The sequence below is a fragment of the Pseudomonas sp. GW821-FHT07E12 genome, from assembly GCF_058986605.1.
In genome coordinates this window covers 85,405-111,133 of record NZ_JBYSVX010000007.1, presented here as the reverse complement: position 1 = coordinate 111,133, position 25,729 = coordinate 85,405, and the positions used below count along the sequence as shown (strand labels likewise).

Annotated in this window: 22 protein-coding genes; 7 read left to right on the top strand and 15 right to left on the bottom strand. The window is 64.7% G+C overall.

Translation table 11 applies throughout. The features are described 5' to 3' along the window. Positions 1-310: 310 nt before the first annotated feature. The gene (locus tag AC3WJE_RS06835; protein ID WP_493730033.1) at positions 311-2,560 is read left to right on the top strand and encodes a LamG-like jellyroll fold domain-containing protein; all 2,250 of its coding nucleotides are present in this window, start codon (positions 311-313) and stop codon (positions 2,558-2,560) included. A gap of 89 nt (positions 2,561-2,649) precedes the next feature. On the opposite strand, the gene AC3WJE_RS06830 is transcribed toward AC3WJE_RS06835, so the two are convergent. The 10 genes from AC3WJE_RS06830 to AC3WJE_RS06785 all read right to left on the bottom strand — a co-directional run bounded on the left by AC3WJE_RS06830 (position 2,650) and on the right by AC3WJE_RS06785 (position 13,103). After that, entirely contained in the window at positions 2,650-4,074 is a 1,425-nt protein-coding gene (locus AC3WJE_RS06830) for a DcaP family trimeric outer membrane transporter (RefSeq protein ID WP_493730032.1), read from the bottom strand. A 106-nt stretch (positions 4,075-4,180) separates the two neighbouring features. Then, complete coding sequence (locus AC3WJE_RS06825; protein ID WP_493730031.1) at positions 4,181-5,383, bottom strand: benzoate/H(+) symporter BenE family transporter; 1,203 nt, start codon at positions 5,381-5,383, stop codon at positions 4,181-4,183. Between the two features lie 14 nt (positions 5,384-5,397). After that, the gene (locus tag AC3WJE_RS06820) at positions 5,398-6,729 is read right to left on the bottom strand and encodes an MFS transporter (RefSeq protein ID WP_493730030.1); all 1,332 of its coding nucleotides are present in this window, start codon (positions 6,727-6,729) and stop codon (positions 5,398-5,400) included. Between the two features lie 73 nt (positions 6,730-6,802). Then, entirely contained in the window at positions 6,803-7,594 is a 792-nt protein-coding gene (gene benD, locus AC3WJE_RS06815; protein ID WP_493730029.1) for a benzoate diol dehydrogenase BenD, read from the bottom strand. Then, positions 7,591-8,616 (bottom strand): benzoate 1,2-dioxygenase electron transfer component BenC, encoded by a 1,026-nt coding sequence (gene benC, locus AC3WJE_RS06810; RefSeq protein WP_493730028.1) that lies wholly within the window; start codon positions 8,614-8,616, stop codon positions 7,591-7,593. The genes benD and benC overlap by 4 nt, the downstream gene beginning before the upstream one ends. A 29-nt stretch (positions 8,617-8,645) precedes the next feature. Then, entirely contained in the window at positions 8,646-9,134 is a 489-nt protein-coding gene (benB, locus tag AC3WJE_RS06805) for a benzoate 1,2-dioxygenase small subunit (protein WP_493730027.1), read from the bottom strand. Beyond that, positions 9,131-10,489 carry a Rieske 2Fe-2S domain-containing protein gene (locus AC3WJE_RS06800; RefSeq protein WP_493730026.1) on the bottom strand — a complete coding sequence of 453 codons (1,359 nt, stop codon included), beginning with the start codon at positions 10,487-10,489 and terminating at the stop codon, positions 9,131-9,133. Before AC3WJE_RS06800 ends, benB begins: the two co-directional genes overlap by 4 nt. Positions 10,490-10,602: 113 nt before the next feature. Beyond that, entirely contained in the window at positions 10,603-11,538 is a 936-nt protein-coding gene (catA, locus tag AC3WJE_RS06795; protein ID WP_493730025.1) for a catechol 1,2-dioxygenase, read from the bottom strand. Between the two features lie 77 nt (positions 11,539-11,615). Then, positions 11,616-11,906, bottom strand: coding sequence for a muconolactone Delta-isomerase (gene catC, locus AC3WJE_RS06790; protein WP_493730024.1), 291 nt, complete (start codon positions 11,904-11,906; stop codon positions 11,616-11,618). 24 nt (positions 11,907-11,930) lie between these two features. Continuing rightward, a complete protein-coding gene (locus AC3WJE_RS06785; protein WP_493730023.1) occupies positions 11,931-13,103 on the bottom strand; it encodes a muconate/chloromuconate family cycloisomerase in 1,173 nt (390 codons plus the stop codon). 166 nt (positions 13,104-13,269) lie between these two features. Here AC3WJE_RS06785 and AC3WJE_RS06780 point away from each other — a divergent pair, with 166 nt between their 5' ends. Next, entirely contained in the window at positions 13,270-14,199 is a 930-nt protein-coding gene (locus tag AC3WJE_RS06780; RefSeq protein WP_493730022.1) for a LysR family transcriptional regulator, read from the top strand. Positions 14,200-14,354: 155 nt separating this feature from the next. Here AC3WJE_RS06780 and AC3WJE_RS06775 read toward each other — a convergent pair whose 3' ends face one another. The 4 genes from AC3WJE_RS06775 to AC3WJE_RS06760 all read right to left on the bottom strand — a co-directional run bounded on the left by AC3WJE_RS06775 (position 14,355) and on the right by AC3WJE_RS06760 (position 18,656). Then, positions 14,355-14,513, bottom strand: a complete 159-nt coding sequence (locus AC3WJE_RS06775; RefSeq protein WP_493730021.1) for a hypothetical protein — start codon at positions 14,511-14,513, stop codon at positions 14,355-14,357. A gap of 55 nt (positions 14,514-14,568) precedes the next feature. Next, complete coding sequence (locus AC3WJE_RS06770; RefSeq protein WP_493730020.1) at positions 14,569-16,710, bottom strand: peptidase domain-containing ABC transporter; 2,142 nt, start codon at positions 16,708-16,710, stop codon at positions 14,569-14,571. Next, the gene (locus AC3WJE_RS06765) at positions 16,703-17,992 is read right to left on the bottom strand and encodes an HlyD family secretion protein (RefSeq protein ID WP_493730019.1); all 1,290 of its coding nucleotides are present in this window, start codon (positions 17,990-17,992) and stop codon (positions 16,703-16,705) included. The genes AC3WJE_RS06770 and AC3WJE_RS06765 overlap by 8 nt, the downstream gene beginning before the upstream one ends. A gap of 73 nt (positions 17,993-18,065) precedes the next feature. After that, positions 18,066-18,656, bottom strand: a complete 591-nt coding sequence (locus tag AC3WJE_RS06760) for a hypothetical protein (RefSeq protein WP_493730018.1) — start codon at positions 18,654-18,656, stop codon at positions 18,066-18,068. 277 nt (positions 18,657-18,933) lie between these two features. On the opposite strand from AC3WJE_RS06760, the gene AC3WJE_RS06755 reads away from it, so the two are divergent. After that, complete coding sequence (locus AC3WJE_RS06755) at positions 18,934-19,551, top strand: TetR/AcrR family transcriptional regulator (RefSeq protein WP_493730017.1); 618 nt, start codon at positions 18,934-18,936, stop codon at positions 19,549-19,551. Between the two features lie 26 nt (positions 19,552-19,577). On the opposite strand, the gene AC3WJE_RS06750 is transcribed toward AC3WJE_RS06755, so the two are convergent. Then, positions 19,578-20,960: a helix-turn-helix domain-containing protein gene (locus AC3WJE_RS06750; protein WP_493730016.1), complete on the bottom strand. Its 1,383-nt coding sequence runs from the start codon at positions 20,958-20,960 to the stop codon at positions 19,578-19,580. A 116-nt stretch (positions 20,961-21,076) separates the two neighbouring features. Here AC3WJE_RS06750 and AC3WJE_RS06745 point away from each other — a divergent pair, with 116 nt between their 5' ends. From AC3WJE_RS06745 to AC3WJE_RS06730, 4 genes are read left to right on the top strand one after another with little or no spacing between them, the layout of a single operon-like run. Continuing rightward, entirely contained in the window at positions 21,077-22,582 is a 1,506-nt protein-coding gene (locus tag AC3WJE_RS06745) for a CoA-acylating methylmalonate-semialdehyde dehydrogenase (RefSeq protein WP_493730015.1), read from the top strand. A gap of 4 nt (positions 22,583-22,586) precedes the next feature. Beyond that, positions 22,587-23,768 (top strand): acyl-CoA dehydrogenase family protein, encoded by a 1,182-nt coding sequence (locus AC3WJE_RS06740; protein WP_493730014.1) that lies wholly within the window; start codon positions 22,587-22,589, stop codon positions 23,766-23,768. Continuing rightward, positions 23,765-24,562, top strand: a complete 798-nt coding sequence (locus AC3WJE_RS06735; protein WP_493730013.1) for an enoyl-CoA hydratase — start codon at positions 23,765-23,767, stop codon at positions 24,560-24,562. The genes AC3WJE_RS06740 and AC3WJE_RS06735 overlap by 4 nt, the downstream gene beginning before the upstream one ends. After that, entirely contained in the window at positions 24,559-25,704 is a 1,146-nt protein-coding gene (locus AC3WJE_RS06730; RefSeq protein WP_493730012.1) for an enoyl-CoA hydratase/isomerase family protein, read from the top strand. Before AC3WJE_RS06735 ends, AC3WJE_RS06730 begins: the two co-directional genes overlap by 4 nt. The last annotated feature ends 25 nt before the right edge of the window (positions 25,705-25,729 follow it).

The following is a 25,729-nucleotide window of genomic DNA, read 5'->3' as shown; positions in this document are numbered from 1 at the left end:
TGCAACAGGTCCTTGGCGCCCGGCGCATGGCCGGTGATGCCGTCGTTGCCGGTGCACAGCTGCCGGGCCAGGGCGCCGAAGCCGGGGGCTACAAATTCACATGCGCGGAATGCCTGGGGATACCCGGTAAATCACAGGCAGGACCAGGCAATTGGAATGCGTTTGGCAGATCGATATGGCGGCCATTGACGTCATTGTCGGGGCTACCAAGAATCGCCAGCGCAGCAGGGGATGCTGACCACACTTAATTCGAAGGCTGCTCCTTGAAGGGATCGGTCTCGTTCCATGTTGTTTCTGTCCGGAATCATCCATGAGCAATAAGTCTCGTATTCCTCCCCGCTCCGTCCTGGCCGACGCCGTATCGAACAAAAGCATCGAGATGGGAGTGCTCGATGAGTTGCCTGCCTTGACCCGGCGAGGCTTCATGGTCGGCCTTGCGGGAATGATGCTTCAAGCCACGGCTACCGGCTTGTGGGCGGCGGACAGCAGCGATGCGGACAGTTCCAGTACCACGCAGTCGACGACCGGTTCCACCAGCACGGGATTCGTGCATCCCGGGCTGCTGCATACGCAGAATGACTTCTCGCGGATGGCGGAGATGGTGGCCGCCGGATCGTCTCCATGGATCGACAGCTGGAAGATTCTGATTGCGAATGGCACCAGCAGCGTGGACTGGGTTCCGCTACCCCAGGAAATGATCTATCGCGGCAGCGATGGTACCCATGCGGAGAATTACCCGCTGCTCTATCGCGATGTCGCCGCGGCGTATGCGAACGCGCTGCGCTACAAGATATCCGGTGACACCGCCCATGCGGATGAGGCGATCAAGATCATGAATGCCTGGGGAAGCACCTTGAAGGGCATGGGCGGAAGTTCGGATATGTGCCTCGCCGCCGGCATCTACGGCTACGAGTTTGCCAACGCGGCCGAGATCATGCGCGATTACAGCGGTTGGGCGGCAGCGGATTTCGCACAGTTCCAGCAGATGATGCTCGATGTCTTCTATGTGCGGAACGCGTGGTTCCTGGAGACGCATAGCGGGCGAGCAAATACGCATTACTGGGCCAACTGGGATCTGTGCAACATGGCCTCCATGCTCGCGATCGGTGTGCTCTGCGACGATCAGGACGTCTTCAACGAGGCCGTCAGCTACTTCAAGTCGGGTATCGGTACCGGATCGGTGATGCAGTCGATCTACTACGTGCATGACGGCCACCTCGGGCAATGGCAGGAGAGCGGCCGGGATCAGGGGCATGCGACCCTCGGCCTCGTCCTGATGGGGGCGTTCTGCGAGATGGCCTGGAATCAAGGCCTGGATCTGTACGGTTATGAGAACAACCGGTTCCTTGCCGGCGCCGAATATGTATCCAAGAGCAATCTGATTGAATCGGGCACGAGCTACTACACGATGCCCTTCGCGAAGTACAACAACGCTGATAACGTCAATCAGACGGCCTTGTCGACCGCAGCGCAAGGCACGGTGCGGGCATGCATGGCCTTGATCTACAACCACTACGTGAGACGTAAGGGGCTTGCGGCGCCATACACGGCCAAGGCTATGGCGATCATTGCCCCGGAAGGGGGCGGGGGCAACTATGGTGGAAACAGCGGAGGCTACGATCAGCTCGGATATGGCACGCTGACCCACACGCGCGCAGCTGAAGTGAGCGGGATCGCGCCCAGTGGCCTGGTGGCGCGCACCAGCGCCGGCAACGTGATCCTCTCCTGGTGGGGTGTCGCGGAAGGGCTGAGCTACAACGTCAAGCGAGCGGCCAATGATGGAGGTTTCACGACCATTGCCACCGGTATTTCGGGTCTGTTGACCTATACCGACACCACTGTCGTTGCCGGCACTTACCAATATGTCGTCAGTGCCAATACGACCGATGGCGAGACGGCAACCTCGGATCCGGTAACGGTGGTGACCGCAAAGCAGTTGCACACACTGCTCAAGCTCAACGAAACCAGCGGCGATGTCGCCGCGGATGCCACCGGCAACGGCCATGAAGCGATTCTGTCCGGCGGGTTCTCATGGGGCAGCGGACGGAGTGGAAGTGCATTGTCCCTGGACGGAACCAGCGGATTCGCCAGCCTTCCAGATGACATCACAAGAGATCTTTCGGATTTCACGATCGCGGTGTGGGTTCGTTGCGATGCAGCCAAGACCTGGGCTCGGATCTTCGACTTTGGGGCTGGCTCCAACCAGTACATGACGCTGGTTTCCAGGAATGGAAGTCAAAAACTGTGTTTCCTGATGACACTCAATTCGGGGCCGGGAGAGGAGGTCATTGTGGCTCCGAATATTCTGTCGGTCGGCGTATGGACTCATGTGGCGGTCACGCTGTCCGGCAGCGTCGGCTCGCTGTATGTCGACGGTGTTCTGGTAGCGACCAACACGGAGATGCGGTTCGCTCCTTTCAGGTTCGGCGCGACGACGAACAACTGGCTTGGGCGGTCGCAGTACTCGGGCGATCCCTATTTCAACGGCTTGTTGGAGGACTTCCGCATCTACCACAACGCCCTGTCGGCGGATGAGATCGCCAGTCTGGCTTCGAGCTGAGCGAGGGCCCCGTGTGTCGGGGATGGCCTGTAACGGTGACCGCGTCGCCATTACGGGCCATTCCCGGTATCGTCCAGGGAGCTCTCTGCTCAGAAGGTGTATTTGACAGTGGTCTGGAAGCGCTCCAGCTCACCCTCCGCATCCCCGGCGAGCTGGCGTTGCGCCCAACTGATCTCGGCGCCGATGTCGAGGCGGGGAATCGGCGAGTAGATGAGGTTGGCGCGCCACGATTGGGTACGCTTGGTGGCCTGTGAGGTCACAGCACGCTCGTCGGTGTCGATGTAGGCGGCCGAGTAGGCGAGGGTGCTGCGCAGTTGGTCGCTCCAGTTGTGCCGCCAGGCGGCGAAGCCGGCATACATGTCCTGTGCCTTGAGACGGCCGTCGGTGTCGATGTAGGCATCCGGCACCAGGCCGAAGCCGATGTAGCGCCCCAACCCGGGGCCACCGCTGAAGGTGTATTGCAGCAGGTCTTTCTCGCTCAGCTTGAACGAGCCGGCCACGCTCAGCGCATAGCCGGTGGCACTGTCGTTGTCGGTGCGCAACTGGCGGGCAAGAGCGCCGATGCTGAAGTGACCCCAGTCGCCGCGCGTCTGCCAGCGTGCGGTGATATCCGGCACGTTGTTGTCGCCCGAGCTGACGTGGGCCGGCGTGCCGTTCTGGTACCAGGTCTGCGGGTTTTCCAGCGAGAACGACCAGTGGCCGGTGCTGTAGCGGATCTGCGCCTGACGGGCGAACAAGGTGCCGTCGACGATGCCGACGAAGTCCACGCTTTCAGGCAGCGAGCCGAGATCCATCAGGTTGGTCCAGGTCTGTCCGGCCAGCCAGTTGTTCCATTGCACGTAGGCGTGGCGCAGGGTCGGCGGATAGCCGTTGGAGAACTTCTCGTTGCCGACGTTGTTGTTGCCGCCGCCGAAGAAATCGAACTCGACATAACCCTTGAGCTTGTCGCCGGCATCGGTGACGCGATCCACACCAAACCAGATGCGCGAGAACTGAGCGTGGAAGTCGAGGTAGTTCTTGCCGTTGCCGGCATTCACCGGTGTGGCTGCGGGGAAGTAGAACAGCCGGCCGGGCGTGCTGTCGGCGATCGGGCCATCGCTGGTGCGGGTGGAGAGCATGTCGAGCTTGATGAAGCCGCCGAAATTGAAGCGGCTGTCGCCGCTGACGATACCGGTGGCCTGGATCGGCGCGGGCATGGTCACCGGTGGCGTGTGCGCGATGACGCCGCTGGCGACGGCGCCTGGGCCAGCGAGCGTGGTGGTACCCGCCGGAACGGTAGGCAAAGTGGCTGCCGCAACGCCGGTGTCGGCCGCTGAGGGCGTGTGGGCGGGCAATGACAGCTGCTGTTGCAGGGCTTGTTTCAACTCCTGTACTTCGGCCTCGAGCTGCTGGATGCGCTGGTCCTGTTCGGCCTCCTTGCTCGACTGCGCGAGTGCAGTGTGTGGAGCGAACAAGGCGACGGTGATGGCGCACGCGAGCGATGCGCGCCGGATGGCGACGACGGGTGATGGCATGTTTCCCTCCCAGGAACATGGGTGGATCGATGTGATGGCCGCAGATCGCGGCATGAGGACAGCTACGGGGTTTCGGAGTACGGCGGATTGAAGCCGGCGGAACGATTCATCGGGAGGTCTGACCGATCGCGATGGCCTCGCGCGCACGGCGCCGACGCAGCAACAGGTGGACGGCCAGACCGAACAACAGACTCCAGAACGCAGCGCCCAGGCCGAACAGCGACATCCCCGAGGCGCTGACGATGAACGTCACCAGGGCCGCGTCGCGATCGCTGGAGTTGGCCATCGTGGTGCCCAGCGCATTGCTGATGGTCGGGAACAGCGCCAGTCCTGCGAGGGTGGCGATCAGTTCCTTCGGCAGCGTTGCGAAGAGCGCCAGCACGGTGCCGGCGAAACAGCCCAGCACCAGATAGACCACGCTGCCGGCGACGCCAGCCACGTAGCGGCGTCGCGGATCTTCATGGGCATCGGGACTCGTGCAGATTGCTGCGGTGACCGCGCCCAGATTCAGGCCATGGCAGCCGAACGGCGCCAACAGCGCCGAGCCCAATCCTGACCATGCCAGCAGGGCACCTGCCGGTGGTTGCGAGTAGCCGCTGGCACGCAGCAACGCGACGCCCGGCATGAACTGGCCGGTCAGCGCCACCACCACCAGCGGCACCGAGATGCTGACGACGGCCTGCCAGTCGAAGCGCGGTGTCACCCAGACCGGTACGGTCGGATGCAGCGGCGGCAAGGTGCCGGCGATCTGTCCGCTCGACAGCGCCACCGCAATCCCGCTAATCAGCACCGCCACCACGGCATAGCGCGGAAACCAGCGTCGACCGACGAAGAACGCCGCAAACATCGCCAGCACCAGCAGCGGTTGTGAGCCCATGCCGACGAACAGCCTGGTGGCGAAGCCGAACAGGATCCCGGCGAGCATGGCCGAGGTGATCGCCGGGGGCAGTCGCGCCACGATGCGATCGAAGGCGCCCGACAACCCCACCGCCAGCACCACCAGACTGGCGATCACGTACGCACCCACCGCGACGGCGAAATCCACCGTGGGCAACATCGTGACCAGCAGCACCGAGCCTGGAATCGACCACGCGATCACCACCGGCACCCGGTAACGCAGGCTCAGTGCCAGACCCAGCACGCCGCTGCCGATGGCGATCGCCCATACCCACGATGCCAGCAGCGGTGCCGGCAACCCGGAGGCGGCCTGGAACACGATCACCAGCGGCCCGGCGAAGGAGATCAGCGTGGCGATCGTGCCGGCCAGGATCGCCGGCAGCGATGCATCCCTGATGAGTTGGCGGCTCATGGACATGGCGGCAGTCAGGGATTGGCCGCCGCGATCACCTGCGTCGGCCGCGCCGCACGCTGGTTGAGCACCGCGAACACCACCATCGCCAACGTGGACACGGCCGCCGGCACCGCGAAGATCAGAAAGCTCTGCTGCAACGGCAGTTCGCGCGCCAGCAACACGCCGCCCAGGGTCGGGCCGACGATCGCGCCCACACGTCCCACGCCGGAGGCCCAACCCAGTCCGGTGGAACGCACCGACAGGTTGTAGAGCTGGGCGACGCTGGCGTACAGCAGGATCTGCGTGCCGATGGTGGTGGCACCGGCGATGAACACCAGTGTGAACAGGATCGCGGTCGGCGGGTTGTAGCCGATCAGCATGATCGACACCGTCGCCGCGGCGAAGAAGCCGACCACCACCTTGGGCAAACCGAAGCGATCACCCAGCCGGCCGCCGATGATGGCTCCGACCATGCCACCGAAGTTCAGCGAGAACAACGTCAGCAGGCTTGCCTTCTGCGCATAGCCGGCTTCCTGCATCACCTTGGGCAGCCACGAGCTGAGCAGGTAGACCAGCAGCAGGCAGCAGAAGAACGACAACCACAGCATCAGCGTGCGCAGGCTGCGATCGTGGCGGAACAACTCGGCCACCGAGGCCGCCGCGCCCTTGGTCTCGTTGAACACCAGCACGTCCTGCATGCCGATCGGGCTGATCCGCGCGAAGATCGCGCGCGCTTCGTGTTGGCGTCCCTGGCGGATCAGGAAGCCGAGCGATTCCGGCAGCCGCCACAGGATCAGCGGCAGCGCCAGCAGCGGCACTGCCGCGACCCAGAACATCGGTTGCCAACCCAGGCTCGGAATCATCCAGATGCCGAACGCGGCGGCGACCATGCCACCGACCGAGTAGCCGCTGAACATCAGCGCCACCATCGTGCCGCGCAGCCGCTTGGGCGCGTACTCGTTCATCAGCGCCACCGCGTTGGGCATCAGCCCGCCGCAGCCAAGACCGGCGATGAAGCGGAACGTCTTGAACTGATCAGGATTGCTGGCGAAGCCGGTGAACACGGTCGCCACGGTGAACAGCGTGAAGCTGATGGCGATGCCTTTCTTGCGGCCGATCCTGTCGGCCAGCGGGCCGAACACCAGCGCGCCGAACATCATGCCGAACAGGGCCCAGGCCTGCAGCACGCCGGCCCCGGGTTTGCTCAGTCCCCATTCCTTGATCAGCGTGGGCAGCACCGTGCCGGCCACGAACACGTCGTAGCCGTCGACGATCAGCAACAGCGCACACAGCGCCACTACCGACCACTGAAAGCGCCCGAAACGGGCGCCGTCGATTTCCTCACTCACGTCGATGCTGCGCATGATCTCCCTCCCAGGATGTGTGCACTGCGGTGATAGAACGCGACCGTCCCCCCCGGACGGCCGCGCGTGGGCTTCAGCCCAGATCGCCCCCGGCCACCGGCAGGATCGAGCCGGTGATGTATGACGCTTCGTCGGAGGCCAGGAACAGGATCGGTGCGATCTGTTCGTCCAGCGTTGCGTAACGTTTGAGAAAGCTGGAGGTGGTGACCTGTTCGACCACCTCGGCCATCCACGCCTGTTCCTGCGCGCTGTCGCCCTCGGCATTGCGCGGCACCCGACGTGGCGGCGCGGTGGTGCCGCCCGGTGCGGTGGCGACCACGCGGATGCCGTGCCCGGCGTATTCCATCGCCAATGATTGGGTGATCGCGTTGATCCCGCCCTTGGCCGCCGAATACGGCACGCGGAAGATCCCGCGCGTGGCATTGGAAGACACGTTGACGATCGTGCCGCCGCCGCGCGCCAGCAGGTGCGGCAACACCGCGTGGCAGCCGTACAGGGTGGGCATCAGCGAGCGGCGTACTTCGGCGTCGATCTGTGCCGGTTCGAACTGGTCGTACGGACGCATGCGGATCGCGCCGCCGACGTTGTTGATCAGGATGTCGATGCCACCGAAGTGGCGTGCGCCAAAATCCATCGCCGCTGCGTTGCCGGTGTGGGTTTCCAGATCGGCATTGAAGGCCAGTACCCGGTCCGGCGCGTTGGCGTCCGCGGCGATCGCTTCGGCCACCTCGCCGACGAAGTCCGCGCGATCCACCAGCAACACGCTGCCACCTTCGGCCACCGCACGCGCGGCGACGCCACGGCCGATGCCCTGCGCGGCACCGGTGACCACCAACACTTTGCCGCTGAAGCGCGTGACGCTCATGCGGCGCGCTCCTGCGCGGGCAGGCTCGGGGTGAATTTCTCGTAGTGGAAGCTGGCCGGCTTGACGCCCACTTCATCGAAGTGACGTCGCACTGCATCCACCATCGGCGGCGGGCCGCACAGATACACGTCCATGTCGCCGGCGTTGAGCGCTTCGGCCGCCATGTGCTGGGTTACCCAACCCTTGCGTGGATGGGACGAGGCGGCGTCGGCCACCACCGTGCAATAGCTGAAGTTCGGCAGACGTGCGAGGTAGCTGTCGATCTGCTCAACCAGCACCAGATCCAGATCGCGGGTCACGCCGTAGATCAGGTGCACCGGCTGGGTGGAACCGGATTGCGCCAGCACTTCCAGCATCGACAGGAACGGCGCCAACCCGGTACCACCGGCCAGCAGCAACAGCGGACGCTGCACGGGGCGCAGGTAGAAACTGCCGAGCGGGCCGGTCAGTTCGACCATCGCACCGGGTTCGGCGCGCTCCAGCCAGTGCGTCATCAAGCCACCCGGTACCCGCTTGATCAGGAACGACACGCGCGTCTGGCCCGGCATCGAGCTGAAGGAATAGGAGCGGTGCTGGCCGCTGCCGGGCACATTGATGTTGACGTACTGACCGGGCAGGAAATGCGGCGCATCGCCGTCCACGTCCAGCTCCAGCACGATGGCCGCGTCGTTGTGTGCCTCCAGGCGTGCCACGGTGGCCTTGAAACTCGACTGCCCGGTCTTGCACGTACTCGATGCGGTCGGTACCGCGATCACGCAATCGCTGAACGGCACCATCTGGCAGGTCAGCACCAGTCCGTCGGCGGCTTCGTCCGCGCTCAGTGCGTCGTCGATGTAGTCATCGCCCAGCGCGTACTGGCCGCTCTCGGCGCGGCACTTGCAGGTGCCGCACACGCCGTCGGAGCAATCCATCGGCAGGTTGATGCGCTGGCGGAACGCGGCGTCGAGGACTTTCTCGCCGTCCTTGCAGTCGATGAAGCGGGTGACCCCGTCTTCGAAGTTCAGGGCTATGCGGTAACTCATGGTCGTCTCCTGCGGGCTCGGCGTCGGATTCAGATGTGGTAGACGTCGATGACCTGGCGGATGTAGTCGTTCTTCAGCACGATCTTCTTGCGGCTGATCAGCAGGTTCTCGCCGGCCTTGCGCAGGGTGACGAAGCTGGTGCCGAAGAACTGGTCGGTGACCTTGTAGCGATGGCACAGGGTGTGGAAGTTGTAGCGGACATCGATCTCGTCGCCGCGCTCGGCCAGCACTTCGATATTGCTGACGTTATGGCTGGTGCGCGGTTCCGGCGTTGACGCACCGGAGCGCTCGGTCTTGATGCGGAACACGCGGTCTTCCAGGCCGTCGCGGCTGGGGTAATAGATCAGCGAGATTTCCGACTGCGGGTCTTCGGTGAGCTGATCGTCGTCGTCCCAGGCCGGCATCCAGTAGCTGAGGTCTTCGGCATACAGCTGCAGCCATTCGTCCCACTGGCGGTCGTCGAGCAAGCGTGCTTCGCGGTACAGGAACGCGGCGATCGTGGCGTACTGCGTGGTCATTCGATCTCCCCGCGCAGCTCGCGTGCCAGCGCCTGACGCATCGCCTTGGCCCAGTATTCGTGTTGACGCACGAACAAGCCTTCGTCCTCGCTACGGCCACCGCTGAGCAGCGGTTTCATGCCCATCCGGGTGGCGTTCTCATCCGGCCCTTCCACCCACAGCGGTGCGCCACGGCTGAGATCGTTCCACTGCGCGGCGGCGCCGGCATAACCGGCCTGGCAGGCGCGGAACTCTTCCAGGTCATCGGCGGTGCCCATGCCGGAGACGTTGAAGAAATCCTCGTACTGGCGGATGCGGGTGGCGCGGTCTTCGGCGCTTTCGCCCTTCGGGCCGAAGCAATAGATGGTGACCTCGGTCTTGTCCACGCTGATCGGGCGGGTGACGCGGATCTGGGTGGAGAACTGATCCATCAGATACACGTTCGGATACAGGCACAGGTTGCGGGTCTGGCGAGTGATGAAATCGGCCTTGTCCTGGCCCACGCGTGCGGCGATTTCCTCGCGGTGGTTCCACACCGGCCGCACTTCCGGGTTGAGCGAGTTGGTCCACAGCAGGATGTGGCCGTTCTCGAAGCCGTACACGCCGCCGACGCTCTTGCTCCAGCCGTTGGCGTCCACCGCCTTGGTGCCGGTGTCCTTGCGCCGGCCCATGGTCGCCGCGTAGTTCCAGTGCACGCTGCTGACGTGATAACCGTCGCAGCCGTTTTCCATCTGCAGTTTCCAGTTGCCGTCGTAGATGTACGACGAGCTGCCACGCAGCACTTCCAGCCCATTCGGGGCCTGATCGACGATCTGGTCGATGACGACCCGGGTTTCGCCGAGGTAATCCTCAAGCGCTATCGCGTCCGCATCCAGGTTGCCGAACAGGAAGCCGCGATAGCTCTCGAAGCGCGCAACGCGCTTGAGATCGTGCGAACCGTTCTCGCCGAACTGCGGCGGATACTCGGTGGTCTTCTCGTCCTTGACCTTGAGCAGCTTGCCGCTGTTGCTGAAGGTCCAGCCGTGGAACGGGCAGGTGAAGCTGCCCTTGTTGCCGTGCTTGCGTCGACACAGCATCGCGCCGCGATGCGCGCAGGCGTTGATCACCGCGTGCAGCGTGCCGGTCTTGTCGCGGGTGATCACCACCGGCTGGCGGCCGATGTAGGTGGTGAAGTAGTCGTTCGGATTGGGGATCTGGCTTTCGTGGGCCAGATAGATCCAGTTCGACTCGAACAGGTGCTTCATCTCCAGCTCGAACAGATCCGGGTCGGTGAAGATGTCGCGGCGGCAACGGTAGATGCCGGCTTCGGGATCGTCCTGCAGCGCGTTGGCGAGCAGATGGTCGATGTCGGAGGCTTTTTCTAGGATCGTGGACATGGCGGGCTCTCCCGATGGGGCCTGATGCGCGCCGGGGTGTGGCGCGGTGATGCGATGACGTGGGTGTCGAACAACACGCTGACGGCGCGCACGGCACCATCAGCGGGCATGACTCAGGCGGCGACGCGCGGGCGCTCGACCACCTGGTTGTCCTTGCCTTCGACCAGCGCCGTCAGGTGGAAGTCGAAGCGGATTTCCGCGAACGGTGCGTCCAGCCCGGCGGCGTGGATGGCGTCGGCATCGCGGTGTTCGACGATCTCCGGCACCAACCCGTCGCGAGTCGCGTAGGCGAAGTCATCGTTGACCAGCGGATCGCCGGCGATGTTGATCTGCGTGGTCAACTTGCGATGCTCGTCCGCGCCAACGAAGAAGTGGATGTGCGCCGGACGCTGGCCATGCCGACCAAGCGCGAACAGCAGCTTCTCGGTCGGGCTGCCCGGTGGCACCCCGTAGCCCTTGGGCACGATGCTGCGGAAGCGATAGCGACCCAGATCGTCGGCGATGATGGTGCGGCGCATGTTGAACGGCGCCTGCGCACCGGTCGGATCGAAGTGCGAGTAGAAACCACGCGTATCGCAATGCCACACCTCCACGCTTGCGCCCGGCAGCGGCTTGCCGTCGGTGCCATAGACGGTGCCGTGCATGATCAGCAACTGGCCATCGGTATCGCGACCGTCGTCGAGGCGGGCAAAACCATGCTCGACCGGCGCACCGGCCACGTACAGCGGCCCTTCGATGGTGCGCGGGGTTTCGTTGTCGATGCCCAGCGCAGCGTCCTCGGCATCCATGCGCAGGTCCAGGAAGTGGTCCAGGCCCAGCCCGGGCGAGATCAGGCCGGCCTGGCTGGCCGCACCGAGTTCGTTGAACCAGGCGATGCCGGCCCAGTATTCGTCCGGGGTGATGTCCAGATCGTCGATGGCCTTGAACAGGTCCGACAGCAGGCGGTGGATGATCTGCTTCACGCGCGGATCGCCTTCGGCCTTGTCCAGTCCGCTGACGGTTTTCAGGAACGCCTGCACTTCGGGCTGGGCGAAGATCTTGATGCTCATGGGATGTCTCCTCTTGGTGGCGAAGGCTGCCTGGACGCGTCCCCTCCCAGGGAGCGCACCGGATACGGTGGGTGCTGTCAGCTGTCGTCGTCGCGGATCGACGAGGGGTGACGGCACAGCGGGGTAACGGAGATGGTCATGTATGGAAACAGCGGCAGGCTGGTGAGAATGCTGTGCAGCTCTTCGTTGCTGGAGACATCGAAAAGGCTGTAGTTGGCGTACTCACCGGCGATGCGCCAGATGTGCCGCCACTTGCCCTGCTGCTGCAGCTGATGCGAGTACGCCTTCTCGCGTTGCTTGATCTCGTCGGCGGTGTCCGCCGGGAGATCAGCCGGAAGATGGACGTCCATTCGTACGTGGAAAAGCATGGTCTTGATGCTCCTGATGTGGCCTCAGCGGGCGACGCTGATGGTTCGGCGCAGGCCGTCGCGGGCGAAGAACGCAACGCGCTCTTCGTCCAGGGTGATGCCCAGGCCGGGGCCGGACGGCACGGTCAGTTCGAAATCGCGATAGGCCAGCGGCTCGACCAGGATTTCCTCGGTCAGCAGCAGTGGCCCGAACAGTTCGGTGCCCCACTGCAACTGCGCGAACGTGGAAAACACCTGCGCACTGGCAATGGTGCCGACCGCGCCTTCGAGCATCGTGCCGCCGTACAGGCCGATACCGGCGGCATCGGCGATCGCAGCCACGCGCTGGGCGCCGAACAGGCCGCCGCTCTGCTCGATCTTGACCGCGAACACGTCCGCGCCATGCCGGCGCGCCAGTTCGAACGCCGATTCCGGGCCGGTCAGCGATTCGTCGGCCATCAGCGCGATCGGAAACCGGCGTACCAGCCGCGACAGCGCGGCGGCGGACGCCACCGGTTGTTCGACCAGCTCGCAGCCGGCATCGGCCAACGCGGCCATGCCGCGTGCAGCGTCGGTTTCGCTCCAGGCCATGTTGACGTCGACCCGCACCGCGGCGCGATCGCCGAGCGCACGTTTGATAGCCGCCACGTGCGTGATGTCGTCGGCCAGCGGGCGCGCGCCGATCTTGAGCTTGAAGATGTTGTGCCGGCGCCGCAGCAGCATCGCTTCGGCCTCGGCGATATCGGTGCTGGTATTGCCCGACGCCAGTGTCCACGCCACCGGCAGGCTGTCGCGGCGACGCCCCCCCATCAGTTCGGAGACCGGCAGGCCGACACGCTTGCCGTGCGCATCCAGCAGCGCGGTTTCCACCGCGCTCTTGGCGAAACGGTTCTCCTTGATCATCTTGCCGACGCGCGCCATCAGCGCCTGGATGCGGGTGGCGTCCTGGCCGACCAGCGCCGGGTTGAAATAGGTGTCGATGGCCTGCTTCATGCTCTCGGGGCTCTCGCCGCCGTAGGCGAGGCCGCCGATGGTTGTGCCTTCGCCGATGCCGACGAAACCGTCGCTGCAATGGATGCGCACCAGCATCAGGGTCTGGCCATCCATCGTTGCCACCGACAGCTTGTGCGGGCGGATCGTGGGCAAGTCGACCAATACGGTTTCGATCCGCTCGACACGAGCGGGGCGGGAACTGGAGGAAGCGAGGACGGCGTTCATGGGACGCTGTTATGCGACCTGTCCGGCCCCGTGATCCAACACCATTTTTGTGTAAATCAATACCTTTAAGGTATTTTGTAGGAGATCACGTTGATTTAAATGATTTGTTGCACTGCAAAATACCTATTGAGTATTACCCTGTGACAGCCTCGACTTAGACCAAAGTATGGACCTGCGCCAGCTCCGCTACTTCTGCGCCGTTGCCCGCGAGCGCAACTTCACCCGTGCCGCCGAGGTGCTGCATATCGCCCAGCCGCCGCTGAGCCGGCAGATCCAGCAGTTGGAGGAAGAGCTCGGCGTGACCCTGCTGGTACGCAGCAGTCGCCCGATCCGGTTGACCGACGCCGGCCGCCTGCTCTACGAGGAAGCTCAGCAGGTGTTGGGACGCATGGAGCGGATGAAGGACGCCACCCGACGCCTGGGCCGCAGCGAACGCCGGCTGGTCAACATCGGCTTCGTCGCATCGACGTTGTATGGCGGTCTGCCGACGGTGGTGCGTCGGCTGCGCCAGATACGTCCGGACCTGGATCTGCGCCTGGTCGAGATGATGTCCGGCCAGCAGATCGAGGCCTTGAAGGAAGGGCGTATCGACATCGGCTTCGGCCGGCTGCGTACCGGCGACTCGGCGGTGGAGCGTGTGCTGTTGCGTGAGGAGCGCCTGGTGGTGGCGATTCCGCCGGGCTTCGCACTGGCCGCCGAGGACACGCCGATCAAGCCCGCGCAGTTGCAGGGGCAGCGGCTGGTGGTCTATCCGAGTGAGCCACGGCCCAGCTTTGCCGATCAGGTGTTGTCACTGCTCAAGGACCACGGCGTGCAGCCGTTGGAAGTGCAGGAGGTACGCGAGTTGCAGACCGCACTGGGGCTGGTCGCTGCCGAGACCGGCGTCTGCCTGATTCCCGCAGCGGCACGCGCGCAGCGCTCGGACCTGCATTACCGGCTGATCGACGATGAGCATGCGACCTCGCCGATCATCATGAGTTTCCGGCCGCGTGAGGACGATGAGCTGATCGATCAGGTCAAACAGTTGATCCGCGAGATGTACGCGGAGAAGCCGGCCTGGCTGGATGTGTCCTACAACCGGTTGCACACGCCCTAAAGGATGCAGGGTGCAAGCACCCCACATCCCGCAATGGGCATCGGTACAGGGGAGGGCGACGTACCTCCGTCTACGAAGCCGCCGGCGCGGCATGCGCTACTTCGTAGGCGAAAGCTTTCGACGCAAAGTCCACTACTGCCCGGAGTGTTTACCCGTCAGTGGCTCTTCTTGTAGCTCTCGATGGCGGCAGTCAGCTGGCTGACGTACGACTTGGCCGCGTCATAGATGACCTGCGGGTTCTGCAGTGCCCAGGTGATCTGGTCGCTGGCGGCACCGGAGACGGCCTGGATTTCGTTCGTTTCGAGCTTGCGCATTTCATTCACCTTTGAACAGGGGTAGTGGAAAGCCTCCACCGGGCAAGGAACGGCATCAGACAGATCGCCGCTCAATTCTTGGATCTCTCAATTCGATGGTCTTGTGCGTGCTGGCCACGGTTTCGGGCCGGTGCGCGATCACGATGCGGGTGACGTCGAGCTGGCCGATCGCTGCGTTGACCAGGCGCTCGCGTTCCACGTCCAGATGGCTGGTGGCCTCGTCCAGCACCAATAGCCTGGGCAGGCGATACAACGCCCTGGCCAGGATCACCCGTTGCTTCTGGCCGCCGGAAAGGCTCGAGCCCATGTCGCCGACCAGGCTCTGGTAGCCCATCGGCATCGCCGCGATGTCCTGATCGACCGCGGCCAGACGCGCCGCCGCCACGATCTGCGCAGGCGCGGCATCGGCGGCACCGAAGCTGATGTTGTCGGCGATGTTGCCGGCGAACAGTTGGTCGTCCTGCATCACCGCGCCGAGCAGGCTGCGGTAGCGCCGATAACCCAGCTTCTTGATCGGCACGCCGCCGAACAGCACTTCGCCCTCGGTGGGCTCCAGCAGACCCAGGATGATCTTGGCCAATGTGGTCTTGCCGCAGCCGGAGGGGCCAACGATCGCCGCCGACTCGCCCGAGGCGATGCGCAGGTTGCAATGCCGGAGCACCCAGGGCTCGTTGTCGGCGTAGCGGAAGCTCACGTTGCGCACTTCCACGCTGGCATCGGCAAGTTCGCCTTGCCAGTTTTCGGTGTCTTCCTGCTCCGGCGCGCTCAGTGCGATGTCGGCCAGGCGCTCGCCGTGCAGCTTGAGCATGCGCAGATCGACCCACTTGTCGATCAGCCCCGCTGCGCGGCTGATGAACTGATCGGCGTAGGCGATGAAGGCGATCAGCATGCCGGCCGAGAATTCACCGCGCAGCGTCAGCAGCGCCGCGATCCAGATCATCGCGACCCGGCCGATGCCGAACAGCAACTGATTGGCCGCACTGAAACCGATGCCCAATCGCTGGATGCCGATGTCGCGATTGGTGGTTTCCACCGTGGCGTTGGCGTAGCGGGCGCGGCGGGTGTCCTGCTGGTTGGCCAGCTTGATCGGCAGCACGCCGCGGATCGTTTCCAGCAACTCGCTCTGCTGGCGCGCGGCGTAGACGATCTGCGCCTCGTTGGCGCGCCGCAGCGGCGTGAAGAATCCCCAGCGCAGCAGCCCGTACACCACGAACAGGCCCAGCACCAACCCCGCCAGCGGCAGGCTGTAGATGGCCATCACCACCAGCGTGACCACGGACATCAATCCATCCAGCAACGAGCCGATGAACTGGGTGGTCAAGGTTCTCTGGATGGTCTGCAGCGAACCCATCCGTGAGACCACGTCGCCCATGTGGCGTTTTTCGAACCAGTCCAGCGGCAGCCGCAGCATGTGCGCGGTCAGGTTGCTCGCCCATTGCACGGTGATGTTGGCGCCCAGCCAGGCCACCAGCCACGAGCGCATGGCGGTGATCGCGGCCTGGAACACGGCAATGGCGATGAAGCCCAGGCCCAGCAGGGTGAGCAGGTCGCGATCGGCCGACACCAGTACCTGGTCCATCGTCCATTGCAGGTAGAACGGCCCGGCCAGGCTGAAGATTTCCAGCACCGCCGCCAGCACCAGGATCTGCACCAGCGCAGGCACCACGCCGCGCACCTTGCCGGTCAGCGCACGCAGCGAAATCTGCTGTTGCGCGCTGACCGGGGTGAAATCGGCGGTCGGCGTCAGCTCCAGCGCTACGCCACTGAAGTGGCGCGATGCTTCGGCGAAATCCAGCGTGCACACGCCGCGGGCGGGATCGTGGATCACGATGCCGTTGGCGTTGACCTGTTTCAACACCACGAAGTGGTTCAGATCCCAATGCAGGATGCAGGGGCGCTCCAGCTGCGGCAGTTCGTCCAGTTCCAGCCGCAATGGCCTGCTGTCGAGGCTCAGCTGCGCGGCCACGGCCATCGTCTGCGCCAGATCCACGCCTTTGAGCGAGCCGGAAAAACGCTGGCGCAGGCCGGGCAGGTCGACTGCGTGCCCGTGGTAGCGGCCGACCATGGTCAGGCAGGCCAGCGCGCATTCGGCCGCTTCGGTCTGCAGGATCATCGGCAGCGCGGGACGCCAGCCGAACTGCAGGTCGACCGTGGCTTGAGAGGCGACGCGCGGCGCGCTGGAGGTGCCGTCAGCCATGCGCGTTTGCGTCCTTGCCCAGGAACCGGCGGGCCATCCCGTACAGCGGTTCGAACGACCATTCGACCAGGCTGCGACGTTCCATCAGGATGTCCGCATCCAGCGCCATGCCGGGCTTGACCGACTCCGGTTTGCCATAGGCCTGCACCTGCTGGCGATCCAGCGCGACCTGCACCCGATACAGCGGGCCCTGGTCCTGCTGCGGCGACTGGCCCAGCACGGCGGCGACTTCCGGCGGCGTCAACGCGCTGCGCGAAACCTCGGCGACACGGCCGTATTGCTGGCCGAACTTCTGATAGGGGAACGCCTGATAGCGCAGCACCACGCGGTTGCCCGGTGCGATGAAACCGACCGCGCGGCTGGGCACCAGAAGCTGCGCCTGCAGCGTCGATTTCATCGGCAGCAGCGACAGCAGCGACTGTCCCACGGTCACCATCTGCCCGGCTTTGGGCAGCACCACCGACACCACGCCATCGACCGGGGCACGCAGGATCACCGCGCGCTGCATCTCGTTCTGCGCCATCGACTGGTTCACGTCGGCCAGCTTGCGTTCGGTGTCATTGCGCAGGGTGCTGCTGTCCAGCGGCAGCTTGGCCAGCTGCTGCTCGGCATCGGCGATCTGCTGGCGCAGGTCCAGTTGCTGGCGGACCAGGGCCTTGTATTGGGATTGCGCATCCAGCATCGCCGACTTCTGCTGCTGGATCTGGAAGGCGGAGATGTATCCCTTCGCGATCAGCGGCTCGACGCGCTTCAACATATCCGCAGCGCTTTGCGCCTGCTGCCGCTGGATGTCGATCTGCGAACCCATCTGTCCGAGTTGCGAGCGCAGCAGGACGATCTTGCCGCGTAGTGCCTGTTCGAGCTGCTGCGTCGCCTGCCGTTGGGTATCCAGATCCGCATCGAGCCGGCCATGTTGATCGGCAAGCTGGCGGGCGATCAGGGCGTGGGTATCGCCGAGCACGGCGCTGCCTTGCTCGCTGGAGATTTCCAGCAACGGCGTGCCCGCCTGCACCTGCTGGCCGTCGCGCACCAGCACGCGGCTGACCACGCCAGCGTTCACCGCGCTGACATTGAGCAAACCGCCACTGGGCACGATCTGGCCGGTGACACTTTCGCGACGGGTGTAGCTGCCGAAGCAGAAGAACAACAGCAACACGCCCCCCAGCGAGCCGGCCAACGCCACCAGCCACCAGCGCGAAGGCGGTGCCGTTATCGAGATGCCGCCGATCCAAGGGGTCTGCCGAGCCTGCAGAACCTCCTGGCGGAACAACGCATTTGTCATCGCAGCGTCCCGGCTGCGGTGACGGTGGCTTGCGGCAACGACGTCGCGTTGCCGAATGGAGCGTGCTTCAGCCTCATGTCCCGCTTCGATCCGGTGCCGGCGACGCGTGTACCGCATGCGATCGATCGAACACCTCAGGATGTCTCGCGGGTGGAAACATCAGCGCCACATCCCGCCAACCACCCAGAAAAGGCACCGCTGTGCCCTGGAAGGAAGCGGCCAGATGCTCGCCCAACGCATCCAGGATCAGGTAATCCTCAGCGGCGCCGAAGGGTTGGCCGTCCGCCACGATCACGATGTGTTCGGAAGGAGCATGGAAATGTTTGTGGATCCACGCGGTCAGCATCGGAATCGCGACGGGATGTAGCTGGCTGACGATGACGATATGCGGGATGTAGCCCATTCGCGCCAGGTAACTCATCCCTTCCGGGGCACCGAGTAGCGGCGGGCAGGAGCCATGCTCGGAGCCCGGTGATGGGCTCAATACCTGGATCATCGCCTCGATATCGAGCAACGGTCCTTCGAGCGCGACATAGGCGCGCTGCCCTGGGCGAGCGAAAGGGAATGCCGCGTTCGCCGATGTGATGGGCTGCTGCTCACTTCGCTCGAATCCGTTTTTCAGGATGCGCAAGGCGGCTGCCGGGTACCTGGATGAACCTTTCATTTCGTCGCTCACGATGTAGGGGGATGGGCTCCACGGACATGGCGTCATGCCCGTGACACATTTCCGCAACCGCCGCGCGAATTGCGCGGGTATTCGCCTTGTTTCGATAGCGCGTTGGAGCGTGCAGAACCTCGTGGCGATCCCGTGCCGGAGTGTCGTGTGACCGGCATCCCGCCGTTCAGGTAAAACCGTACAGTACGGTTCACTTTAGGTGCCGGGTTTTCCTGGTGTCAAGGAAAAAAGTACAGTGCGGTTCACTTCTGGTTTTGGTAGAAAAATGAAAGTACGCACGGACGTGAGGCGGGAAGCGATCATTGAGGCAGCCGCAGCGCTGTTTCAGGAACTCGGTTACGAAAGAGCCTCGATGAATGAATTGACGAAGCGGCTGGGCGGATCGAAAGCCACGCTCTATGGCTACTTCCCATCGAAGAAGGTTCTGTTCGAAACCGTGGTCCGCTCGTTGGCCACTGCGCATCTGTCCGAAGCCGTACGGGAACTTCCGGCAAGCGTGACGACGCTGGTTGAGCTCAGGGCGGCGTTGACGTGTTTTTCCGAACAGACATTGCTGGTGCTTACCAACGATGAGCGCGCGCGTGCCATCCACCGGCTGGTGCTGGCGGAGGTGGGCCATTCCGAGGCGGCGCAGTTGTTCTATGAATCAGGTCCGAGCGAATCCCTCGCGGCCTTGGGCAAGTTGTTTCGCGTGGCGATCGAGCACGACGTGCTGCGCCGGGGGACGGCGTCGGTGTTCGCGAAACAGTTCATGTCGCTGGTCACGGCCGAGATCAATGCGCGGGTGTATCAGCGCGATCCCGCGCCGATAGGACGCACCGCGATCCGGAGTCTGGCCAGGCGCGCTGTCGAGATGTTCCTGGCGGGCGCCGAGCCGCGATAGCGCATGGCGCTTTTCCGATGGGGATATCAGAGCCCGGGAAGTGACCTGGGCCGCAACAGGCTCGGAAACGCACGCTGCACGCAATCGTCGCGTTCGCAGGTCAGGCAGCCGGGGCCGATCGGTACCGCATCGTCGATCGCCTTCAGGTCCCAGCCGCGCGAGTAGATCAGTTGATCGGCGTGGCGCAGGTCGCAGCCGACGGTGAGGGCGAAGGTCTTGCGCGGCTGGCCATAGCCCGGTTCACCGCTGCTGACCTGCCGCGCCAGCCAGAAATAGGCGCGACCGTCCGGCATGCGCGCGATCTGGGTGAGGATGCGGCCGGGTTGGTTGAACGCCTCGTAGACGATCCACAGCGGGCACGAGCCGCCGACGTGGGAGAAGTGGAAATCGGTGGACGAGTGGCGCTTGGAGACGTTGCCGGCCCGATCCACCCGCATGAAGAAGATCGGCAACCCGGTGTGGCCGCGTCGCTGCAAGGTGCTCAGGCGATGGCAGACCGCTTCGAAACCGACCCCGAAACGGTGCGCCAGCCAGTCGATGTCGTAGCGCGAGGTCTGTGCGCTGTGCAGGAACTCGGCATAGGGCATCACCAGCGCACCGGCGAAGTAGTTCGACAGCCCGATCCGCATCAGCGCGATGCGCTCCGGATCGTCGAAGCCGGCGTCGGCGATGCGCGCGTCCAGCAGCGGCGCGTATTCCAGCAGCGCGAGCTGGGCGGCCAGTTGGAAGGCCTGTTGGCCGGGTTTGAGGTGATCGGCCAGCCATAGCGTGCGACGGGCGGCATCGAGTTCGCGCTTGATCCCGCCCAGAGGTGCGCCGGGCGTTTCCACGACGATGCCGTGGCGGTCGGCCAATCGCTGGCGCAACCGGCCGGCCAGGTTGCCGGGCGTCAGGCCGAGTTCGGCATAGAGCGCCTCGGCGCGCTCATCCAGTTCGACGATATGGTTGTGCGCGCGGTTGAAGTAGTCGCGGACCTGATCGCCAGGCGGCAGCAGCGGCGCGGCGGATTGGTGGTTGCCCACCTGCTGCTCCAGCGCGGCGGCGCGTTCGTGCAGGTGGCGATGTTGCCGGTGCAGATCGAGCAAGGCATGCGCGACCTGCGGCAGGTTGCCGGCCAGCAGGCGCAACTCGCTGCTGGACAGATTGCCGTGACCGAGCGCGCGCAGGGTCTGATCGAGCGGTTCGACCAGGGCGGACGGATCGCCGGCGTCGAGCAGATCGCCCAGGTCGCCGAGTACTTCCTGCAGACGCCGTTGCACGTCCAGGGTCAGCGGCCGCTGGTTGCGCTCGATCTGGTTCAGGTAGCTCGGCGAGAGCTGCAGGCGCCGCGCCAATTCGGCCTGGGTCAGGCCGTGTTGCTGGCGCAGGCGCTGCAGGCGCAGGCCCAGCTGGCGATGTGGATGTGGCATGGATTCGCAATATTCGCAAATTTGTGCGGGGAGCTTAGCGCGATTAAGCGGATTTCCGGGTGAATGTGCTGCCCTGGGTGCGAACAATGCGAAGAGTTCTTCCCTGGATCCCCCACATGAGCGATTCCGTTTCCCGCGTGCGCCTGCTGATCGACGGCGAATTCGTCCAATCCACCTCCACCGACTGGAGGGACGTGGTCAACCCGGCCACCCAGCAGGTGCTGGCGAAGGTGCCGTTCGCGACTTCCGCCGAGGTCGATGCGGCGGTGGCCGCGGCCAGGACCGCATTCCAGACCTGGCGCAAGACCCCGGTCGGCGTCCGTGCCCGCATCTTCCTGAAGTACCAGCAGCTGATCCGCGAAAACATGAAGGAGCTGGCCGCGTTGCTGACCGCCGAGCAGGGCAAGACCCTGCCGGATGCCGAGGGCGATGTGTTCCGCGGGCTGGAAGTGGTCGAGCACGCCGCGGCGATCGGCAATCTGCAACTGGGCGAGCTGGCCAACAACGTCGCCACCGGTGTGGATACCTACACGCTGCTGCAACCGCTGGGCGTGTGCGCCGGCATCACCCCGTTCAATTTCCCGGCGATGATCCCGCTGTGGATGTTCCCGATGGCGATCGCCACCGGCAACACCTTCGTGCTCAAACCGTCCGAACAGGACCCGATGGTGACGATGCGCCTGGTCGAACTGGCGCTGGAAGCCGGCATCCCGAAGGGCGTGCTCAACGTCGTCCACGGCGGCCCGGACGTGGTCAACGCGATCTGCGACCACCCCGACATCAAGGCGGTCTCGTTCGTCGGTTCCACCAAGGTCGGCACCCACGTCTATCAACGCGCTTCGCTGGCCGGCAAGCGCGTGCAATGCATGATGGGCGCCAAGAACCACGCGGTGGTGCTGCCTGACGCCAACAAGGAACAGACCCTCAACGCGACGGCGGGCGCGGCGTTCGGCGCCGCCGGTCAGCGCTGCATGGCCGCGTCGACGCTGGTGCTGGTTGGTGAGGCGCGCGGCTGGATTGACGAACTGGTCGCCAAGGCGAAGACGCTCAAGGTCAACGGCGGCACCGAGGCCGGGACCGATGTCGGCCCGCTGATCTCGTGCGCGGCGCGCGAGCGGGTCGAGGCGTTGATCGCCTCCGGTGTCGAGCAGGGCGCCAAGCTCGAACTGGACGGGCGCAATCCGCGTATCGACGGCTATGACAAGGGCAACTTCGTCGGCCCGACCATCTTCTCCGGTGTCAAACCGGGCATGCGCATCTACGACGAAGAAATCTTCGGACCGGTGCTGGTGATCCTCGAAGTGGACACGCTCGACGAAGCGATCGCACTGGTCAACGCCAATCCGAACGGCAATGGCACCGCCGTGTTCACTCAGTCCGGCGCGGCCGCGCGCAGGTTCCAGGAAGACATCGACGTCGGCCAGGTCGGCATCAACGTGCCGATCCCGGTGCCGGTGCCGCTGTTCTCCTTCACCGGTTCGCGCGCCTCCAAGCTCGGCGACCTCGGCCCGTACGGCAAGCAGGTGGTCATGTTCTACACCCAGACCAAGACCGTGACCGCGCGCTGGTTCGACGACGAGACGCTGGGCCACGGCGTCAACACCACGATCAATTTGAAGTGACGCCATGAACGCCGCAATGCAGATGCCGTACGAAACCGCTGACTTGACCGAAGAACAAGAAGCCTTCCGCGCCGCTGCGCGTGATTTCGCCGAGAAGGAACTGGCCCCGCACGCCGCGCACTGGGATGCCGAGAGCGAGTTCCCGCGCGAGGCATTGCGCAAGGGTGCCGAGCTGGGCTTCTGTGGGTTGTACACCGATGAGGCCTGGGGCGGGCTGGGGATGAGCCGGCTGGATTCGGCGGTGGTATTCGAGGAAATGGCGCGGGTCGATCCCTCGACTTCGGCGTTCTTCAGCATCCACAACATGGCGAACTGGTTGATCACCCGTTTTGCGCAGGATGCCGTGCGCGGATATTGGGGGCCGTTGCTGAGCAATGGCGACAAACTGGCCTCGTATTGTCTGACCGAGCCGGGCGCTGGCTCCGATGCGGCTTCGTTGAAGACCCGCGCAGTGCGTGACGGGGACAGCTATGTGCTCGACGGCAGCAAGGCCTTCATCTCCGGTGCCGGCGCCACCGATGTATTGGTGGTGATGGCACGCACGGGCGAGGAGGGCGCGCGTGGCATCAGCGCGTTCGTGGTACCGGCCGATACGCCGGGGATTTCCTACGGACGCAAGGAAGAGAAGATGGGCTGGAACAGCCAGCCCACGCGCGGCATCAGTTTCGAAGGCGTGCGTATCCCGGCGCAGAACCTGCTCGGCAAGGAAGGCGAAGGCTTCAAGCAGGCGATGAAGGCGCTCGATGGTGGTCGCATCAACATCGCTGCCTGCTCGATCGGCGCCGCGCAAGGCGCATTCGACGCGGCGCGCCGCTACATGGGCGAGCGGCGCCAGTTCGGCCAGCGCCTGGCCGACTTTCAGGCATTGCAGTTCAAGCTTGCCGACATGGCGACCCAATTGGTTGCGGCACGGCAGATGGTGCACACCGCCGCGCGCAAGCTCGACGCCGGCGCGCGCGACGCCACCGTGTGGTGCGCGATGGCCAAGCGCTTCGCCACCGATGCCGGTTTTGCGATCTGCGACGAGGCGCTGCAGATCCACGGCGGCTACGGCTATATCCGCGAATATCCGATCGAGCGGCTGCTGCGCGACTCGCGCGTGCACCGCATCCTGGAAGGTACCAACGAGGTGATGCGGATGATCATCGCGCGGCATCTGCTCGGCACCGGGGAGGAACTGCGATGAGCGATGGAGCGCAGCGCGAGTTCACCGGATTGAAGCTCGAGCGCGACGGCCACGTGGCCATTGTCACGTTGAGCAATCCGCCGGCCCATACCTGGACCGTGCACAGCCTGGCAGCGTTGCGCGATCTGGTGCGGACGTTGGATGCCGATCGCAGCACCTACGCATTGGTCATCACCGGTGAGGGCGAGAAATTCTTCTCTGCCGGCGCCGATCTCAAACAGTTCGCGTCGGGCGACAAGGCCGCGGCGCGCGAGGCGGCGCGTCGCTTCGGCGAGGCCTTCGAGGCGCTGAGCGCGTTCCGCGGCGTATCGATTGCCGCGATCAATGGCTATGCGATGGGCGGTGGCCTGGAATGCGCATTGGCTTGCGACCTGCGCATCGTCGAGGAGCATGCCCAGCTCGCGCTGCCGGAGGCCACGGTCGGTCTGCTGCCGTGCGCGGGGGGTACCCAGAACCTGCCGCGTCTGGTCGGCGAGGGTTGGGCCAAACGCATGATCCTGCTCGGCGAGCGTATCGACGCCGATACGGCGGTGCGTATCGGTCTGGCTGAGGAAAAGGTTGGACGGGGCGAGGCGAGGGCGCGCGCGATCGAGTGGGCGCACAAGGCGGGCGGGCAGAGCCCGTCCAGCGTTGCGGCGTGCAAGGCGCTGGTGCAGGCCACGCGCACCGGCACCCATGCCTCGGCGTTGGTTGCCGAGCGTGAGGCGTTCGTCGATCTGTTCGACACCGCCGATCAGGTTGAAGGTGTCGCCGCATTCCTGGAGAAGCGCGCTCCGCAATGGAAGAACGCATGAACGCTCCGCACGACGCGCAGGCGGTAGTTCTGTTCGAGGAGCGCGAAGCCGGCGGCGGCCACCGCATCGGCATTGCCACGCTCAACACGCCCAAGACCCTCAACGGCCTGTCGCTGGAAATGACCGGCCTGCTCGATGCGCAATTGCGCCATTGGCAGAACGACGCGCGCATCGCCTGCGTGGTGCTGCAAGGCGCGGGCGAGAAGGCGTTCTGCGCCGGTGGCGATCTGCATGGCCTGTACCGCGGCATGCTGGAATTCCGCGAATCGGGCGCGAACGACATCACCGCCAATCACTACGCCGCCGCGTTCTTCGAGGAGGAGTACCGCCTCGATTACCGTATCCACACCTACCCCAAGCCGATCCTGTGCTGGGGCCATGGCATCGTGATGGGCGGTGGCATCGGCTTGATGTCCGGCGCCAGCCATCGCGTGGTGACCGAGCGTTCGAAGCTGGCCTTCCCCGAGATCACGATTGGTCTGTTTCCCGACGTCGGCGGCAGTTGGCTGATGCAACGTGTACCGAATGGCGCCGGCCTGTTCCTCGCGCTGACCGGTGCACCGCTGAATGCCAGCGACGCGATCCATGCCGGACTGGCCGACGTCTGCGTGGACAGCCGCCAGCATGCCGCCCTGCTCGACAGCCTGTGTGCACATGCCTGGACCGGCGATGCGGCGCTGGACGGCGAGCAGCTTTCGCGGTTTCTGAGCGGGATTGCGCAGATGCCGGAACCGGGGCCGCTGCAGATCCACGCCGAACTGATCGCGCGGATCGGCGCGCAGCCGACGCTGGAAACTGCGGTCGCCGCGATCGAAGCGCTCGACAGCGAGGACGCGTGGCTGCAAACCGCGCGCAGCACGTTCCGCAGTGGCGCACCTGGCTCGGCGCGGCTGGCGTGGGCGTTGCAGCACAGCGAGGCTACCCTCGATCTGGCCGACACCTTCCGCATCGAGTACGTGGTCGCGCTGCATGCCGCCGCGCATGGCGACTTCGCCGAAGGCATCCGTGCGTTGCTGATCGACAAGGACCGCCAGCCACACTGGAACCCGGCCGCGCTCGCGGAAGCTGATGCAGCCTGGGCGGCGCGTTTCTTCGAGTCACCGTGGACGCCAGCCCAGCATCCACTGGCCGATCTGCACTGACGAATGCTGCTTTCGAGTCCTCCTC

Bases quoted from the DNA above. Each gene is read 5' to 3' on its own strand.
- AC3WJE_RS06835 (WP_493730033.1), top strand. From the start codon at position 311: ATGAGCAATAAGTCTCGTATTCCTCCCCGCTCCGTCCTGGCCGACGCC.
- AC3WJE_RS06830 (WP_493730032.1), bottom strand. From the start codon at position 4,074: ATGCCATCACCCGTCGTCGCCATCCGGCGCGCATCGCTCGCGTGCGCC.
- AC3WJE_RS06825 (WP_493730031.1), bottom strand. From the start codon at position 5,383: ATGAGCCGCCAACTCATCAGGGATGCATCGCTGCCGGCGATCCTGGCC.
- AC3WJE_RS06820 (WP_493730030.1), bottom strand. From the start codon at position 6,729: ATGCGCAGCATCGACGTGAGTGAGGAAATCGACGGCGCCCGTTTCGGG.
- benD (WP_493730029.1), bottom strand. From the start codon at position 7,594: ATGAGCGTCACGCGCTTCAGCGGCAAAGTGTTGGTGGTCACCGGTGCC.
- benC (WP_493730028.1), bottom strand. From the start codon at position 8,616: ATGAGTTACCGCATAGCCCTGAACTTCGAAGACGGGGTCACCCGCTTC.
- benB (WP_493730027.1), bottom strand. From the start codon at position 9,134: ATGACCACGCAGTACGCCACGATCGCCGCGTTCCTGTACCGCGAAGCA.
- AC3WJE_RS06800 (WP_493730026.1), bottom strand. From the start codon at position 10,489: ATGTCCACGATCCTAGAAAAAGCCTCCGACATCGACCATCTGCTCGCC.
- catA (WP_493730025.1), bottom strand. From the start codon at position 11,538: ATGAGCATCAAGATCTTCGCCCAGCCCGAAGTGCAGGCGTTCCTGAAA.
- catC (WP_493730024.1), bottom strand. From the start codon at position 11,906: ATGCTTTTCCACGTACGAATGGACGTCCATCTTCCGGCTGATCTCCCG.
- AC3WJE_RS06785 (WP_493730023.1), bottom strand. From the start codon at position 13,103: ATGAACGCCGTCCTCGCTTCCTCCAGTTCCCGCCCCGCTCGTGTCGAG.
- AC3WJE_RS06780 (WP_493730022.1), top strand. From the start codon at position 13,270: ATGGACCTGCGCCAGCTCCGCTACTTCTGCGCCGTTGCCCGCGAGCGC.
- AC3WJE_RS06775 (WP_493730021.1), bottom strand. From the start codon at position 14,513: ATGCGCAAGCTCGAAACGAACGAAATCCAGGCCGTCTCCGGTGCCGCC.
- AC3WJE_RS06770 (WP_493730020.1), bottom strand. From the start codon at position 16,710: ATGGCTGACGGCACCTCCAGCGCGCCGCGCGTCGCCTCTCAAGCCACG.
- AC3WJE_RS06765 (WP_493730019.1), bottom strand. From the start codon at position 17,992: ATGACAAATGCGTTGTTCCGCCAGGAGGTTCTGCAGGCTCGGCAGACC.
- AC3WJE_RS06760 (WP_493730018.1), bottom strand. From the start codon at position 18,656: ATGAAAGGTTCATCCAGGTACCCGGCAGCCGCCTTGCGCATCCTGAAA.
- AC3WJE_RS06755 (WP_493730017.1), top strand. From the start codon at position 18,934: ATGAAAGTACGCACGGACGTGAGGCGGGAAGCGATCATTGAGGCAGCC.
- AC3WJE_RS06750 (WP_493730016.1), bottom strand. From the start codon at position 20,960: ATGCCACATCCACATCGCCAGCTGGGCCTGCGCCTGCAGCGCCTGCGC.
- AC3WJE_RS06745 (WP_493730015.1), top strand. From the start codon at position 21,077: ATGAGCGATTCCGTTTCCCGCGTGCGCCTGCTGATCGACGGCGAATTC.
- AC3WJE_RS06740 (WP_493730014.1), top strand. From the start codon at position 22,587: ATGAACGCCGCAATGCAGATGCCGTACGAAACCGCTGACTTGACCGAA.
- AC3WJE_RS06735 (WP_493730013.1), top strand. From the start codon at position 23,765: ATGAGCGATGGAGCGCAGCGCGAGTTCACCGGATTGAAGCTCGAGCGC.
- AC3WJE_RS06730 (WP_493730012.1), top strand. From the start codon at position 24,559: ATGAACGCTCCGCACGACGCGCAGGCGGTAGTTCTGTTCGAGGAGCGC.